This is a genomic window from Lactiplantibacillus sp. B652 (assembly GCF_023806745.1).
GTDB lineage: Bacteria > Bacillota > Bacilli > Lactobacillales > Lactobacillaceae > Lactiplantibacillus > Lactiplantibacillus pentosus.
The window spans coordinates 135100-152605 of the sequence record NZ_JAMSKY010000010.1; the positions used below are offsets into that span (position 1 = coordinate 135100).

General features: G+C 46.8%; 11 protein-coding genes and 1 pseudogene. All 12 read left to right on the forward strand.

Annotated features, from left to right (window positions below; translation table 11 throughout):
- Positions 1–109 precede the first annotated feature (109 nt).
- Entirely contained in the window at positions 110–1312 is a 1203-nt protein-coding gene (locus tag MZO40_RS12685) for a phosphoglycerate kinase (protein WP_003637872.1), read from the forward strand.
- Between the two features lie 26 nt (positions 1313–1338).
- Positions 1339–2097: a triose-phosphate isomerase gene (gene tpiA / locus MZO40_RS12690; RefSeq protein ID WP_003637873.1), complete on the forward strand. Its 759-nt coding sequence runs from the start codon at positions 1339–1341 to the stop codon at positions 2095–2097.
- A gap of 80 nt (positions 2098–2177) precedes the next feature.
- On the forward strand, positions 2178–3506 hold the full coding sequence (eno, locus tag MZO40_RS12695; RefSeq protein WP_003637874.1) for a phosphopyruvate hydratase: 1329 nt from the start codon (positions 2178–2180) through the stop codon (positions 3504–3506).
- A 147-nt stretch (positions 3507–3653) separates the two neighbouring features.
- Positions 3654–4529, forward strand: coding sequence for a hypothetical protein (locus MZO40_RS12700; RefSeq protein WP_252133313.1), 876 nt, complete (start codon positions 3654–3656; stop codon positions 4527–4529).
- Positions 4530–4547: 18 nt separating this feature from the next.
- Positions 4548–6097, forward strand: a pseudogene (locus MZO40_RS12705) (ClC family H(+)/Cl(-) exchange transporter).
- Between the two features lie 99 nt (positions 6098–6196).
- Entirely contained in the window at positions 6197–6433 is a 237-nt protein-coding gene (secG, locus tag MZO40_RS12710; RefSeq protein ID WP_003637877.1) for a preprotein translocase subunit SecG, read from the forward strand.
- Between the two features lie 63 nt (positions 6434–6496).
- Complete coding sequence (locus MZO40_RS17655) at positions 6497–6577, forward strand: hypothetical protein (protein ID WP_323128385.1); 81 nt, start codon at positions 6497–6499, stop codon at positions 6575–6577.
- Positions 6578–6714: 137 nt separating this feature from the next.
- Positions 6715–7464 (forward strand): carboxylesterase, encoded by a 750-nt coding sequence (locus MZO40_RS12715; protein ID WP_105961315.1) that lies wholly within the window; start codon positions 6715–6717, stop codon positions 7462–7464.
- An 8-nt stretch (positions 7465–7472) separates the two neighbouring features.
- A complete protein-coding gene (gene rnr / locus MZO40_RS12720; protein ID WP_050339120.1) occupies positions 7473–9875 on the forward strand; it encodes a ribonuclease R in 2403 nt (800 codons plus the stop codon).
- Between the two features lie 25 nt (positions 9876–9900).
- Positions 9901–10371: an SsrA-binding protein SmpB gene (gene smpB / locus MZO40_RS12725; RefSeq protein WP_252133314.1), complete on the forward strand. Its 471-nt coding sequence runs from the start codon at positions 9901–9903 to the stop codon at positions 10369–10371.
- Positions 10372–10764: 393 nt separating this feature from the next.
- Positions 10765–15552, forward strand: coding sequence for a BspA family leucine-rich repeat surface protein (locus tag MZO40_RS12730; RefSeq protein ID WP_105961313.1), 4788 nt, complete (start codon positions 10765–10767; stop codon positions 15550–15552).
- Positions 15553–16069: 517 nt separating this feature from the next.
- On the forward strand, positions 16070–17506 hold the full coding sequence (locus MZO40_RS12735; RefSeq protein ID WP_003637882.1) for an amino acid ABC transporter substrate-binding protein/permease: 1437 nt from the start codon (positions 16070–16072) through the stop codon (positions 17504–17506).

Genomic DNA, 17506 nt, shown 5'->3' on the forward strand with positions numbered 1-17506 from the left:
AGATAGTTCAGAACTTTAAAACCGCATATGGTTTTGACGGCGGGGGGAGGCAAACTCCTCTTGCCGTTTTTTTAATTTAACAGTCACGAATTCTAGGAGGATTTTAACATTGGCTAAATTAATCGTTTCAGATTTAGATGTTAAAGATAAAAAAGTTTTAATTCGTGTCGACTTTAATGTTCCGATTAAAGACGGCAAAATTGGTGACGACAACCGGATCGTCGCTGCTTTACCAACGATCAAATATGTGATTGAACATGATGGTAAAGCCATCTTATTCTCACATTTAGGCCGGATCAAGAGCGAAGACGACAAGAAGGGCTTAAGCCTACGTCCAGTTGCAGAACGTCTTTCAAACTTGTTAAACAAGCCTGTTACCTTCGTACCTGTTACTGAAGGCGAACAACTTGAAACTGCCATCAACAACATGAACGACGGTGACGTCTTAGTTGTTGAAAACACGCGTTTTGAAGACGTTGTGAACGGCGAACAAGTTAAGCGCGAATCTGGTAACGACCCTGAATTAGGTAAGTACTGGGCTTCACTTGGTGATGTCTATGTCAACGATGCATTCGGGACTGCTCACCGGAGCCATGCTTCAAACGTTGGGATTGCTTCAAACATGGACCAAGTTGCCGCTGGTTTCTTAATGGAAAAGGAAATCAAGTTCTTAGGTGACGCCGTTGACAATCCTAAGCACCCATTCGTTGCCATCTTAGGTGGTGCCAAGGTTTCTGATAAGATCGGTGTTATCGATCACTTAATCAGCAAAGCCGACAAAATCATCATCGGTGGTGGGATGACTTACACGTTCTATGCTGCTAAAGGCATGGGCATTGGTAACTCACTTGTTGAAAAAGACAAGATTGAATTAGCTAAGTCAATCATCGAAAAGGCTGGCGACAAGTTGGTCTTACCTAGTGACTCAGTTGTTGCTGAAAAGTTTGACAACGATGTTCCTAGCAAAGTTGTTGAAGGTTCAATTCCTGATGGCTACATGGCCTTAGATATTGGTCCTAAGTCAATCGAAGAATTCGAAGACGTTTTACGCGACGCTAAGACCGTTGTTTGGAACGGACCAATGGGTGTCTTTGAAATGAGCAACTACGCCAAGGGTACGCTTGAAGTTGGTAAGTTCTTAGGAACCTTATCAGAAGCAACGACTATCGTTGGTGGTGGTGACTCAACTGCCGCTGTTAAGCAACTTGGCGTTGGCGACAAGTTAACCCACATCTCTACTGGTGGCGGTGCTTCACTTGAATACCTTGAAGGTAAGGAATTACCTGGTATTGCTGCTATTTCTGAAAAATAATCTGTTCTCCGAAAGGAAGGTTTATCGTGCGTACACCTATTATTGCCGGTAACTGGAAAATGAACAAAACTGCTAGCGAAGCTTTAGCTTTCGTTAACGCGGTTAAGGATCAATTACCAGATCCATCAAAAGTTGAATCAGTCGTTGCTGCACCAGCTCTTTTCTTACAAGAAATGGTTGAAGCTGCCAAGGGTTCTGATTTAAAGATTGCTGCTGAAAATGCTTACTTTGAAGATGCTGGGGCCTTCACTGGTGAAACTTCACCAGCCGCTTTAGCTGACTTAGGCGTTGACTACGTTGTTATTGGTCACTCAGAACGTCGTGGCTACTTCCACGAAACTGACGAAGACATTAACAAGAAAGCTCACGCAATCTTCAAGAACGGCATGAAGCCAATCATCTGCTGTGGCGAATCACTTGAACAACGTGAAGCCGGCGAAGCAGAATCATGGGTTTCTGGCCAAATCAAGGCTGCTTTGAAGGACTTATCAGCTGACCAAGTAAGTTCATTGGTTATTGCCTATGAACCAATCTGGGCCATCGGTACTGGTAAGACTGCTTCAAGCGACCAAGCTGAAGAAATTTGTGCAGTTGTTCGTAAGACTGTTGCTGATCTTTACTCACAAGAAGTTGCGGATAAAGTTCGGATTCAATACGGTGGTAGTGTTAAACCAGCCAACGTTAACGAATTAATGGGCAAAGAAGATATCGACGGTGGTTTAGTCGGTGGTGCTTCATTACAACCTGATTCATTCTTGGAACTTGTTAACTACCAAAATAACTAATAATAGTTATTGCAAGTTGTTGGACAAACTTCTACAATAAGTGTGAAACAAAAACAAGCCAATTTTAAGGAGAGAAATTAATGTCTATTATTACAGATATTTATGCTCGCGAAGTCTTAGACTCACGTGGTAACCCAACTGTTGAAGTTGAACTTTATACTGAAAGCGGCGCATTTGGTCGCGGTATCGTTCCTTCAGGTGCCTCAACTGGTGAACATGAAGCCGTTGAATTACGTGACGGTGACAAGAGCCGTTTCATGGGCAAGGGTGTTACTAAGGCCGTTGACAATGTTAACAAGTTAATCGCTAAGGAAATCGTTGGTTACGATGTAACTGACCAACGTGCCATTGACCAAGCGATGATCAAGTTAGACGGTACTCCTAACAAAGCTAAGTTAGGTGCTAACGCTATCTTAGGTGTTTCCATTGCTGCCGCACGTGCTGCTGCTGACGAACTTGAAATGCCTTTATACAACTACCTTGGCGGATTCAACGCCCACGTCTTACCAACACCAATGATGAACGTTATCAATGGTGGGGCCCACGCCAACAACGACGTTGACTTCCAAGAATTCATGATCATGCCTGTTGGTGCTTCTTCAGTTAAAGAAGCTATCCGGATGGGTTCAGAAACTTTCCACAACTTGAAAGCGATCTTGAACGAACGCGGTTACTCGACTGCCGTTGGTGACGAAGGTGGTTTTGCACCTGACTTGAAGAACAACGAAGAACCATTCGAAATCTTGGTTGAAGCTATCGAACGTGCCGGTTACAAGCCTGGTAAGGATATTGCCATTGCCTTTGACTGTGCCGCTTCAGAATTCTACAACGAAGAAACTGGCAAGTACGACTTGAAGGGTGAAGGCGAAAATGGGAAATCATTTACTGCCGAAGAATTCGTTGACTTACTTGACAGCATCGTTGACAAGTACCCAATCGTTTCCATCGAAGATCCTTTGGATGAAAACAACTGGGAAGACTGGCAAATGGCAACTGCCAAGCTTGGTAAGAAAGTTCAAATCGTTGGTGACGACTTATTCGTTACGAACACGGACTACCTTGCAAAGGGTATCAAGATGGGCGTTGCTAACTCAATCTTAATCAAGGTTAACCAAATTGGTACTTTGACTGAAACTGTTGAAGCTATCGAAATGGCTAAAGAAGCTGGCTACACTGCCATCGTTTCACACCGTTCTGGTGAAACTGAAGACACGACCATTGCTGACTTAGTTGTCGCAATGAACGCTGGCCAAATCAAGACTGGTTCAATGAGCCGTACTGAACGGATTGCTAAATACAATCAATTAATGCGGATCGAAGACCAACTTGAAAGCACTTCAGAATACAAAGGTATCCACGGCTTCTACAACTTAGACGAAGCTGCACGGAACACCATTACTAGCAAGTAATTTGAAGTTCTAATAGAGACGTCGTTCCCTCTGGAGCGGCGTTTTTATTATACATATTTTAAGGAACATCTGTTTGAGTTTAACGCCTGGACCATGGGAAGTCGTGGTAAAATAAGAGCATGTGTATTTGAGTAAGGAGAGAACGGAATGGATGACTTTCAGCAACAAATCAATGTGTGGTCTGATTGGCAAGGACTGCAAACTAATGCATTAGCTTTTGAACCAGTGCTTCAAAAAATCTATGCCAGTGAAAATGAACCCTACAAAACACCAGAACCAGTTGCCGACCAGTTCGCGGCACGGTTTACCATCGGCCCCACAGAAATTGCAATTTTCCCGCCAAGTGATGTCATGGCTGAAACCCGGGCGTATTATCAAGCGGAACGCTTTGGCCTGACTCGGATGGCGCGCCTTAAGCTGGGTGCACCACGGTTATTACATGCTGGTTTTGTTTTCGATAAGTATCAATTCTATTATGTTATTTATCGGCCATTACAAGGCATTACGCTGACTGAATTCTGCGCGACGGCCAAACCGTTGGCTAAGTCGACACTCGGTCGTCAGATTGGCACGATGTTGACGCAGCTCAATACCGAAGTTGCGACGTTCGGCCCAGAAAGTCAACCAGTTGGCGACTGGCAAGTGTTAGGAAACGACTTCGCAGCTGAACGGGAAGCGTGGTTGGCCCAACATCCAGTGACGCCTAACCAGTTTGTACACGGTAACTTAACCGGTGATAATCTGATTGTGACTAGCGGTGAATTAGGCCTGCAACGCTTTAGCACGGCACATCAAGCTGCTAAGCAGACGGAGCTCGTGCCCTTGATCTTTGACGCGTTCAATGGTGACGCTGAGTTGTTAACTGGCTTTAAGGCCACTTACCAGACGAGCGATTTAGCGACCGACCTGATGTTGGGATTGCTATTACGAGCAGATGGGCCACAACAGATTCAAGCATTATTACCAGAACAGACCGTTACATTGGCTGCGCTTCAACAGAATATTGCAACATTACTATCATAATTTGGAGGGGGACTCGCTGTGGCACAACGGCCGCACAATATCAAACAACATTTTGACTTCACACGCTTTAGTTCAATCGGCCGGGCATTGATTGTCGGCGTGATTGCGGGGTTCGTCGTTAGCATTTTTCGTTTCAGCATTGAACAGGGCTTAAAGTTCGTTCAATGGGCTTACGGACAAATTCATGCCAATTGGCTGCTACTGATTCCTTGGCTGATTTTAACAGTGCTAGTTGCCGTATTCGTCGGTTGGCTGGTCAAAAAGGAACCCAACATCAAGGGCTCCGGGATTCCACAAGTCGAAGGGCAGTTAGCCGGTGAGTTAGACTACGGCTGGTGGTCGGTCCTGTGGCGGAAGTTCGTTGGTGGCGTGCTGGGCATTGGTTCTGGCTTATTTCTGGGGCGTGAAGGACCGTCGATTCAATTGGGCGCTACGATTGGCCAAGGGGTCGCTGCCAAGCTCCGTCAGACGGGTTCGAATCGGCGCTCACTGATTGCCGGTGGTGCTGCTGCGGGGCTCTCAGCGGCGTTCAATGCGCCAATTGCCAGCACGTTGTTTGTGCTTGAAGAAGTTTACCATAACTTCTCACCAATTATCTGGACGACTGCATTAGTGAGTGCGATGGCTAGCGACTTTATTTCGCTGAACTTTTTTGGCCTGGTGCCAGTGTTGCACATCCCTTATGACTATAATTTGCCGTTGAGCCAGTACGGGAATTTAATCGGCCTCGGCATCTTTTTAGGCGTGTTTGGTTATCTGTATCAAAACGTCACGTTGACGATGCCCAACTGGTACGCGAAGTTGCGGTTGCCGAGTTGGTTCGATGGGTTGATCCCGTTTCTGCTGGTGATCCCGATTGGCTTACTGTGGCCACAACTATTAGGTGGCGGTAATGCGGTTATCTTGAATTTAGCCGCTGCTACGCCAGCATTAATTGCCTTATTAGGGATTTTTGTCTTGCGCTTCAGCTTTTCGACGATTTCATACGGGTCCGGGTTGCCCGGCGGTATTTTTCTACCGATTCTATCGTTAGGGGCCATTCTAGGGGCGATTTATGCCCAAGTCATGGTCATGTTGGGCTGGATGCCGACTAACTTGATTCCCAATTTTATTATTTTTGCGATGGCCGGCTACTTTGCTGGGATTGGGAAAGCCCCTTTACCGCGATTCTGCTAATTACCGAAATGGTCGGGACGCTGCACCATTTGATGCCGTTAGCCGTTGTCTCGATGACGGCCTACTTAGTAGTGGACCTCTTAGGCGGGGCACCCATCTATGAAGCCTTATTGGAAAAGCTCATTCGGCCACGGATGCCCGAGCACAGTGGCGTTCAGGACCGGCTCGAATTGCCGATTTTTGAAGGCTCTAAGTTGGAAGGACACCAGGTTCGTGATTTTAAATGGCCAGCAGAGTCGCTGTTGATTGCGATTCGTCGTGGTGAACAACAGGTGATTCCACATGGGGATACCTTGATGCGCGCGGGGGATACCTTAATTATCTTAACCGACCGCGATAACCGTGCTTGGGTTCGCCATCAAATCTCGCATTTGACAGTCGCGACGCCCTGAGTACTGAACAAACCAACGAATTGTCCAGGATACTGGAAAAACAAGGCAAAATATGTTAAATTGTTATAGACATAGCGGACTCTTTAGGAGGCACATTTCTTGTATAATTTATTGTTAACGTTAATACTGGTCATTTCCGTCTTGATTATCATCGCGGTAATGATGCAACCATCCAAAACTAATGATGCCATGTCTTCATTGACCGGTGGTGCTGATGACTTGTTCGCCAAGCAGAAGCCCCGCGGTTTTGAAGCGTTCATGCAGAAGGTAACCGTGGTATTAGGAATCGCTTTCTTTATCCTAGCGTTAGCTCTAGCATGGTACTCATCGAAGTAATTGACCGTCCTCCTGTGATTTCAGGAGGATTTTTTTGAAATTTAGCGAGGAAACACGTTAGATATTCGTGAGTGGACTTGTCCTCATTATGGTATTAGCCATGACCGGGACATTAGCGCTACTAAGAATATCTTAAGTGCTTAACCGACTAATTAGGCGCGGGATGCGCCATAGTAAATAGCCGTAACCTCTGCACAAGTGCTAGCCACTGATGTGTAAGTTAGCGGTGTTCCTAGAAGCTCGGTCATTTATGGCCGAGTAGTTCACGAAAGTTGGTGGTAATGATGTTAAAACAACCGGAACCATTTTACTTTGAACACGGTGAACGGGCCGTTATCTTACTCCACGCTTATGCTGGCAGCGCCAATGACGTGCGGATGTTGGGGCGGACGCTGGAACGGTCTGATTATACCGTGTACGGCCCGCAATTCAGTGGTCACGCGACGAATGATCCGCGTGATATTTTAGCCCAAACACCCGACCAATGGTGGCAAGATACCCAACAAGCAATATCATTTCTACGGCAAAAAGGCTATACTGAAATTAGTATCTTTGGCCTTTCATTAGGGGGGATTTTTGCGACTGCTGCGTTGGAACGTGATCCGCAACTACTAGGTGGTGGGACGTTTAGCTCACCGCTATTTGCGGGTAATCGCAGTGATGTCGCCGAAATGTTCATTACGCTTAGTCACCATCAGTTGGCGCATAGCCAATTTTCACTGGCCGAACGGGAACAAATCTTGGCAGTACTGCCAGAACTCGTCCAGCAGCAGTTACAAGCCGTTAATACCTTTACTGAGCAAGAGGTTACGACCAAGTTAGCCAACGTCACACAACCGTTTTTCATTGGTCAAGGCGGTCAAGATGAATTGATCGATCCGAACGTGGCGCGTCGGCTACAAGCAGCGCTAACGCAAGTGCCCGTTGATTTTCATTGGTATGCCGATGCGGGGCATGTGATTACCGTGAATAATGCCCATCATCAATTAGAACAAGATGTCTTAACATATTTAAAATCTATATATAAATGAGGTAAATGATGTCAGAAGCAAACTTACAAGAACAAATCCTGACTTTTCTGCAGGCCCATCCTGATCGCACTTATAGTGTCGAACAGTTGACGGACGAACTGCATTATACAGGCGCAACCGCCTTTACATTTTTAGTGAAGGAACTTGCGAATATGGAACGCAAGAAACTCGTCAGCACCGACGACCATGACCATTTTAAGTTGGTCCAAGAAACCAAGACCGTTGAAGGGTCATTTCATGGCAATGATAAGGGCTTTGGTTTCGTGCGCTACGATCCAGATTTGCCCGATATTTACATCAATCCCGACAATACGCAGTTTGCATTGACCGGTGACGATGTTGCGGTTGAAATTATTCGGCCAGCCCGTCCTGGTTCAGACCGCGGTCCTGAAGGTAAAATCGTCAGCATCGTTAAACGTAACTACACCCAAATCGTCGGTGCCTACACGCCTAGCTCTGATGAAGCTGGGTTTATTGGAACTGTCGAAATCAAGGACAAGAAGCTCTCTAAATATCAATTATTAATCACTGACCAAGGTCTCCACCCAACTGAAGGTGAAGTAATCATCGCCGAAGTCGCCGCTTATCCGGATGCCCAACATCCAACGCGAATGATTGGGATCGCGAAGCAGGTGATTGGGAGCGTTGATGACCCTGGGATGGACGTCCTTCAAGTGGTCTACCAACACGATGTGCCATCCGTCTTCCCTGAAGAAGTCACGGATGAAGCCAACCGGATTCCAGACTACGTGACGGATGAAGAAAAAGTTGGCCGGGTCGATATTACTGACCAACCATTAGTGACGATTGATGGCGCTGAATCAAAAGATTTGGATGATGCGGTCGTTGCTTGGCGGTTGCCAAATGGGAACTTCCACTTAGGGGTCCACATTGCAGACGTTAGTCATTACGTGACTGAAAACTCTGAGTTGGACCGTGAAGCATTCAAACGCGGGACCTCCGTTTATTTGACTGACCGTGTGATTCCAATGTTACCACGGCGGTTATCTAACGGAATCTGTTCATTAAATCCAGATGTTGAACGGTTGGCCATGAGTTGTGAGATGGAAATCGATCCAACCGGGGAAATCGTCAATCACAAGATTTTCCAAAGTGTGATTCGGTCCCACGCGCGGATGACATATGACGCCGTCAACCAAATTCTGGAAGCCCACGATCCTAAGACGCGTGAAAAGTACGCGGACTTGGTCGATATGTTTGATACGATGGGTGATTTACACCGTATCTTATACAAACACCGTCGGCACCGGGGCGCGATTGATTTTGATGATAACGAAGCTAAGATCATCGTTGATGAAGCGGGTCACCCAATCGATATCCAATTGCGGGTGCGGGGCTTAGCTGAACGGATGATTGAAAGTTTCATGTTAGCCGCTAACGAAACGGTTGCTAAAAATTATAGTCAACTCAAGGTACCGTTTATCTACCGGGTCCATGAAACACCTGATAGTGACCGGATGCTGAGTTTCTTTGAATTTGTCACCAACTTTGGCGTCAGTGTCAAGGGGAGCTCCAAGGATGTTAAACCGAAGATGCTCCAGGATGTTTTGAAGAAGGTCGCTGGCAAGCCGGAAGAAGCCATGGTCTCAGTGATGATGCTCCGGAGTATGAAACAAGCCCGGTATGCTGACCAGTCACTTGGACACTTCGGGTTAGCTGCGCCATACTACACCCACTTCACGTCACCAATCCGGCGTTATCCAGATATGATGGTCCACCGGTTGATTCGGCACTACGCTGAAAACGGGACTGGTGAAGAAGCGCGGGCACGTTATCGGGATAATTTACCAAATATCGCAGAAACGACTTCTGACCACGAACGCCGGGGTATCGATACGGAACGTGACGTGGATTCCATGAAGAAGGCTGAATACATGGCTGACCATGTTGGTGAGACCTTTGAAGCTGTCGTTGATTCCGTCATGAAGTTCGGCTTGTTTGTTGAGTTGGAGAACACCGTTGAAGGCCTTGTCCACATCAGCACGATGGACGATGACTACTACGAATACGTTGAAAAACAACTCGCATTAGTCGGGCGTAAGACGAAGCGGACGTTTAGAATCGGCCAACCAGTCAAAGTTCAATTGATGCGGGTGGACAAGGACCAACGCGAAGTCGACTTCAAGTTGTTGAATCCAGAAGAAGCGCCAAAGACGGATTTATTACCAAAACGGGAACATTCCGATAATTATCGTGGTAATAATCGTCGTGGCGGTAACAATAATTACCACCGTAATGGTAACAACAATAATCGCAACAATGACCGGCGGGGTGGCAATAATAACCATCGCAATGGCAACAGCAACGGCCGTCGTAATAACAATGGTCGTTCGAATAATCACAGTAATAATAATAGTAATCGACGGTCAACTAGTGATCGTCGGCGCTAATTTTTAACTAAGGGGGTGTGCGGCAATGGCCAAACAACACGGTAAGCACCCAGATACCGCCCTCGCTCAAAATCGGAAAGCACGTCACGACTATGCCGTCGAGGACACCTATGAAGCAGGAATCGCACTGACCGGGACGGAAATCAAATCCGTCCGTGATCGGCGTGTGAACTTGAAAGATGGGTTCGTTCAGATTCGTAACGGTGAAGCGTGGATGCAAAACGTTCACATTAGTCCGTTTAAAGAGGGGAATCGCTTTAACGTTGACCCACTGCGTAACCGGAAACTCTTGTTGCATAAGAAAGAAATCAGCAAGCTCGGTGCCGCAACGATGACCAAGGGTGTCACCATCATTCCACTCAAGATGTATCTCAAACACGGGTTTGCGAAAGTCTTGATTGGGATCGCTCATGGGAAACGGGAATACGATAAGCGCCAAGATATTAAGAAACGTGAACAACAACGGCAAATCGACCGGGTCATGAAACATTATTAGACCGGGTATATAAGGACACTTCGACGAGATTTCGTTGAGGGGTCCTTTTTTGCGTCCCTCATTAGACCAGTTGGATTGTAGCTTGAAACGGTCGCTGAGCGGTCGCTGCAGATCGAGCGATGGCGCACATTTAAGATTTTCATCGTTAGCAAACTGAGTTATCAGACTATAAATTAATTTAGCTAATAGCCATATATTAATTGCTTTATATAACGAGTTTATGTTACGTTATAAGTGGATGAATAATTAAAGCAATCGTTAGTTAATGTCATAAATTAAAGACGAACGTTAATTTTATGCCATTCGGATTGGAGACCCGAAAAGTAAACGATACTTTAATGAATCAAAACATGTACAAACTGACACACGGTTATTATCTAGGGGGACATCGATATGCGTCATGTACAAACGGAAAAACAGTATTATAAAATGTATAAAAAGGGCCGTTTCTGGGTATTTGCAGGGATAACGGTCGCAACCATTGGCATTAGCCCAATTATTGGACGTGCAGACCAGGAAAATAAGGTTTCGACTCAGTCAACGACGAGTGCGGCGATGACCAACCAAGCCAGCGTGGCAACAGGTAAAACGGTGGTTTTGAACAAGCAGAATGAGCAGGGGGCTTCACAAGCTCAGACTGATGAGACGAGTACCAAAGGTGAATCAACATCTAGTGCGGAAAATCAGCAGACTGAAAATGTAACCGATTCTAGCAATAACACATCTGGGTCGGCTACGGGACGGGTCGCTATGAAGACTGATACTAGTGTGACCAACGATAATGCACAGTCAAATGCGACTGATACGCAGATGCCTGGCACATCAACAGCAAACCAATCAGCCACTCAGCCGACATCGAGCCACGCGCAAGCTAGCATTACTAATCCAGCTAATGACACTCAACAAGCTACAGTGAATGGCAAACAGACCTCCACAGCAACCACCGAAACTAAAGCGGTTACGACGACAACAACCGACGAGAAAAATATTACGACTGCGAACACCGAACCGGATGCAGCATCACCGACAACATCCACAGACTCGGTGGTCAACCCAGCTGCGACAGCAAAAACGACGGATACCTCGGCCGATGCCTCATCAACGACCAACACTACCGACGCGACGATTAATGCAGTAACCACGTTAACTGAATCTGAAGCGGCGACCAATCAGACACGAACGAACACTGAGTCCACCGTTCAGGACGATTCGAGTACAGTCCCAACAGCTGCCAAGATGAGTCGAGCAGTATTAAGAAGCGTGCAGCCGGCAACCGTAACTTCCAGTGGAACGATTGGAACCAGTGCCTGGACGATGACCGATGATGGCGTACTGACAATTGGTGCGGGCGATTGGTCGAATGCTGACGTGGGATCACTTGTTGGCAATTTCGGCAAACAACTCACCCAAGTCGTGATTGATGGCAAAGTCAATGCTGGCGACGATCTCAGTTGGCTATTTTTCAGTACGTCCAACCTCAAAACGATTCAAGGATTCGAAAATTTGGATACTTCCAAAGTAACGGATTTCAGTCACATGTTCACTAACACGGCGATCAGTGATTTCTCTGGCATTGCGAATTGGGATGTCAGTGCAGGAACGGGCTTTAACAGCATGTTCGCGAATAACAAGTCCCTGCAAACAATTGATTTAAGTCACTGGCAGCTCAATCAGACTAAGCCGGTCAATCTTTTTATGATGTTTAATTCAGATACGGCACTGACCACGATTGATTTGAGTGCTTGGGATACGCGCATGGTGACCAATATTGGCGGGATGTTTGCCGGTGCTGCTAGTGGGACCATGCAGTTGAAATCGGTAGATCTGCATGGTTGGCAATTGCCAAATATGACCAGCATGGGTTCGATGTTTATTTATGATGACCAATTGACCCACGTTGACTTGAGTGGCTGGCAAACTTCTGCCAAATTAACCGACATGAACTACATGTTTCAGGGAACATCTAAACTGACTACCTTGGATTTGTCGGCACTCGACATGCGTTCGGCGACAATGACTAAGATGTTGATCAACCAAGATAATCGGCAAAATTCGGTGCCATTTAATTTACAACAGTTGACCCTTGGCGCGACGAGCAAATTAACGGGTAGTATGTTGCCCGCAATTTCAACGGGGACCGGTTATTCCGGCTATTGGGTCAATCAGGCAGACGCCACGCAGCGCTATGACTCAGCTGGTTTGATGGCCTTATATAATGGCACGACCAATCCAACTGCAACAACTACTTGGGTCTGGGAAACGGCGCCTTCGCAATCTGAGTTAACAGCGGCCGATGTGACGGGACTAATTGCTGGGCCCAATACGACCTGGAAGCTAGCTGATAGCGTTGCGACCTTGAAAGACGTGACCGGTGCTGATATTAGTGCCAACGTTGACGAGGTAGTCAAAGTATTGAGTGTCAACGGAGATACCGCCGTGACGACGGTGGATGCGCAGACGGCTGGCACCTATCAAGTGGCCTTACAATATATTGATGGTTACGGTGTGAAACATGAGGCAACTAGTACGATTGTGATTGCCCCGAACCAGACCAAACTCGTCGGTCGAGCAGTAACGATTAAGATGGGGCCACACGCGGCCTATCAACTGTCAGACTTGATTGATGCAACCCAATCTCTAAATGCTGCGGGTCAGCAATTGAGTGCGGCGGAAATTGATCGAATCACGGTCAGCGGTCTCGATATGAGCCAACCAGGCACACGACAAGTAACCCTAGCTTTCACGGATGACACTGGCCAGCGCCACACGACTGAGGTGCCCGTCACAATGATTGCGAGTCAAGCGACCTTAGCTATCCAGGATAGTACGATTGGTATTGGTCCTAATCAGACGAGCTGGGATTTTCATGATTATCTGACCCATGTCACTGATTTTGACGGCCAGATGATTGCGCCAGAACAATGGGACGCTTTGAATATCGTGGCTGACAAACAACCCGACTTAAAGACGCCAGGTACCCAACGGATTACGTTGACCTACACGGATGCGCTAGACAACGTGCATACTGTGACAACGACGGTCAACGTCGTAGCGTCTGCGGCAACCCTCAACAGCCAACCAGAAGTGATTGTGTTCGCTGATAAGGCTGCTCAGGTGAGTGCTAAGACACTGGTCACTGAGTTGACGGATGTGACTGGTACAGCATTGACTGATACAAGTGCGGTCACAATGCAGGGGTTTGACGCGAAGACTAGTGGTCCGCAAACCGTAACGCTGACTTACACGGACGCTTATGGCAATGTGTTAACGACGCAATCAGTTGTGACGGTCGATTTTGCGACGATCAGTGGGAAAAACACGACGTTAATCGCTGGGCCAACCGCTACTTGGAATTATATAGACAACATTGAGACGCTCACGGACTCGAATGGCCAAACGATTGATGCACAACAGGCCAAGCTCAGTTATGATCAGCCTAATTTAACGAGCGCCATGGTGGGTGTCCCGCAATCAATTACACTGACTTATACCGATGACCTCGGCCAGATACAACAAGTTACTGTTGTAGTAACGACGCAAGCGTCCAAAGCTGGCATCACTGCCAAGGCTGACCAAGTAATTTGGCCGCATGAAGTGACCAATCTCAAGGCAACGGACTTAGTGGCCAATGTTCAGGATGCAACCGGACAAACACTCACTAATTTGGCGGCTGGCCAATTGACGATGAGTCCGGTTACTGCCGACCGTGCTGGCGCTCAATTAGTCACGCTCACATTTATGGATGAAGTGGGTAACTTGAAAACTACACAATTAAAAGTGACTGTCGATCAAGCAACGATCACGACGCAACCGACGACGGTTATTGCTGGGCCAACTGCGACTTGGCAGTATTTGGCCGCAATTCAACAAGTGAGCGATGGAATGGGCCAGCCGATTGAGGCGACGACTGCCAATATTCAGTTGCTTAATCATCCGGATTTGAGTACTGCCAAAATTGGGCAACCGCAGACTGTTCAATTTCGTTATTTAGATTCATTAGGTCAGCAACATATCGGCCAGTTTGACGTGACAACGGTCGCTAGTCAAGCGGTCTTGGTCGGACAACCGGTCAGTTTGATTGTTGGTCCTCAGACCACTTGGCAGCTTGATGACAGCATTGATGGGGTCCATAGTCTTGCGGCTAATGGGCAAGCACTGACTGCCGCACAGCTTAAACAAGTGACGACTGACAGCCTGCCAGATTTAAGTACGCCGGGGACGTATCAGTTAACGTTACGATACCTTGACGAAGCGGGAAACCTAGTCATGGGTCAAACGATTGTCACGGTTGCCGCGAGTCAAGCAGCGATTCAAGTCCACGACAGTCAATTGACGGTCGGTACTGCTTGGCAAGCTGCGAATAACCTCGTGCAAGCGGTTGATGCAACAGGCCAAGCGCTCGCGCTAACTGATTTGACCGTGACTGGTAAAGTCGATACTCAGACGGCTGGTCGTTATCAGATGACTTATGCCTACACGGATGCAGTCGGTAATACTGTCAGTGAAACGGCACAGATTACCGTCGTCGCAGCACCGGTTAATCCCGACGAAAATGGCAACGGTGACGAGGTAAAGCCGGATGAACCAGATTCAGATGGTGGTCAGACTAAGCCCGATGACAATAATCCTGATCAATCCAAACCAGACGATGGTGCGGATAATACGAAACCTGGCACGGAGGATACAGATAGCCCTAAACCAGATAACGATACGGATGACACCAAACCCAATACGGGTACAACCAATCCAGGTGGCAATGACCAGGAGACCAGCACGCAACCTGATGTGATTCCCGATGATCAGTCGACACATGAGACGACACAACCGGAAACGAACCATCCTGGTCAGACGTCAGCTAGCCGGCCAGGTCGAAGCCGGCCAACTGCGACTGTTCGACCAGCGAAAACGACCCAACATCATAGCAATGGTGGAGGCACCGCTAAGACACTGGTCCGGTCGGCAAAAGCGGATGCAATTGCACAAAATGCAACCGCTAACGTCATGTCAACTGATTCGACGCAATCAGCTGAGTCAAATGTAACTAACCGCCATGGACAGTTGCCACAAACGAGTGAAGCAAATACCTCGGTATCCGTGGGCGCAGTCGTATTAGGATTAGTCGGTCTATTAGGCCTTAGTGGACTGGCGTCATGGCGGCGACGCTTCGAGCATGAAGATTAAGCTGATGTTCCGAAGGGTGTACTCGTCATTGGCACGACTAGTCAAACTGAGCTCAAAAGTGCAATTCTAAGGTTCACCATGATTGCTGGTGAGCTAACTAGCAGGCAGAGCTTAAAATAACTATTGTCAAAACGGCAGTCATTTCGTAACTTGAAGTGACTGTCGTTTTGAGACTGATTATTGCCAAAGCCCATTCTGGAAAAGTGAACATTAAGTGTGTGGTGAAACGTTTTCTATCATCACAACAGCTTGGTCAGCCTATTCTACAGATGAGGTTGAGTTATATGGACCTAAGATGACAGGCTCACTAAATTATAAAACGTTAAATTACGGTGCTTTCGTTAGATTCTTTTTTGAAATTGGCATTTAACTTAATTTTATTAAGTTAAACCTCGTTTTTAGCGCCATCCTTAAAGCATAATGAGAAAAAGATAACAAATCGGATTGGTCGTGAGCCATGAATTATGTTATATTTTATGACATACCGTTTCGGTAATTTTTTGAGGAGGTCTCGTCGATGAGAAAGTGGCAAGTTGCGGTTGTCATGTTGTTAGCAGCGTTGGGAAGCTGGTTTGCAGTTGGTACCCAGGCGCAGGCGAAAACATACACCATTGCAACGGATACGACCTTTGCGCCGTTTGAATTTCAGGCCAAGGGTGGTAAGTACAAGGGAATTGATATTGATATTTTAAAAGCGATTGCTAAAAAAGAAAACATCAATTATAAACTTAAAGCGATCAGTTTTGGTGCCGCCGTTCAGCAGCTTAGTGCAAACCAAGTTGACGGGGTGATTGCCGGAATGAATATTACGGCCGAACGTAAGAAGACGTTCGATTTTTCGAATGCTTACTATACGTCTGGCGTCGTCATGGCGGTCGCGAAGGATAGTAAGGTCAAGAACTTTAAGCAGTTGAAAGGCAAGACGGTCGCGTTGAAGACTGGGACGGCCGGTGCTGCTTATGCGAAGTCGATTCAAAGCAAATATGGCTTTAAAATCAAGTATTTCAATGATTCCAACAATATGTATAACGACGTGAAAGTCGGTAACTCGGCAGCCTGTTTTGAAGACTACCCCGTGATGTCATATGGGATTAAAAATGGGATTCAATTGAAGATCGTGACCAAGCAATATGCCGCTGGTGACTATGGCTTTGCCGTTAAAAAGGGTAAAAATGCCGAACTGTTGAAGAAGTTCAACGCTGGGCTGAAGGCCATCAAAGCGGATGGAACTTACAAGAAGATCGTCAATAAGTACTTGAATTCCAGTGAATCATCATTGACTGGTGAAACAGCCAGCAGCCGGACCTTTATCGGTTTGTTCACGCAAAACCTTGATACAATTGGTTCTGGGTTATGGATGACTTTGGAATTAACGGTTATTTCAATTATTTTAGCCACGATTCTTGGCCTCATCCTCGGAGTGCTCGGCGTTATGCCTGGTAAAGTTGGTCCAGCAATCTCTAGCACGATCATTTATATTTTCCGGGGGATGCCACTGATGGTGCTGGCTTTCTTCATCTACATCGGGTTCCCAGATCTGATTGGGCACGGGTTTAAGATTCCAGCGTTCATCGCCGGGATGATTACGCTGATGCTGAATGAAGGGGCCTATACCGGGGCGTTCGTCAAAGGGGGCTTTGCGGCCGTTGATGATGGTCAAATGGAAGCGGCGCGCTCACTGGGCTTACCTTACTGGACGGCGATGCGCAAGGTCATCATGCCTCAAGGAATTCGGATTATGATTCCGTCATTTATCAACCAATTTATTATTACGTTGAAGGATACGTCGATTCTGTCCGTTATCGGGATCGTTGAATTGACTCAAACTGGGACGCTGATTATCGCCCGGAACTTTGAAGGGTTCAAGATTTGGCTGATGATTGCGATTATTTACTTGGTTATCATTACGTTATTAACATGGTTATCTAACTGGGTTCAAAGGAGGATTAACTAG

Coding starts and splice junctions, on each gene's coding strand:
- eno (WP_003637874.1), top strand. CDS start 2,178: ATGTCTATTATTACAGATATTTATGCTCGCGAAGTCTTAGACTCACGT.
- MZO40_RS12700 (WP_252133313.1), top strand. CDS start 3,654: ATGGATGACTTTCAGCAACAAATCAATGTGTGGTCTGATTGGCAAGGA.
- MZO40_RS12715 (WP_105961315.1), top strand. CDS start 6,715: ATGATGTTAAAACAACCGGAACCATTTTACTTTGAACACGGTGAACGG.
- rnr (WP_050339120.1), top strand. CDS start 7,473: ATGTCAGAAGCAAACTTACAAGAACAAATCCTGACTTTTCTGCAGGCC.
- smpB (WP_252133314.1), top strand. CDS start 9,901: ATGGCCAAACAACACGGTAAGCACCCAGATACCGCCCTCGCTCAAAAT.
- MZO40_RS12730 (WP_105961313.1), top strand. CDS start 10,765: ATGCGTCATGTACAAACGGAAAAACAGTATTATAAAATGTATAAAAAG.
- MZO40_RS12735 (WP_003637882.1), top strand. CDS start 16,070: ATGAGAAAGTGGCAAGTTGCGGTTGTCATGTTGTTAGCAGCGTTGGGA.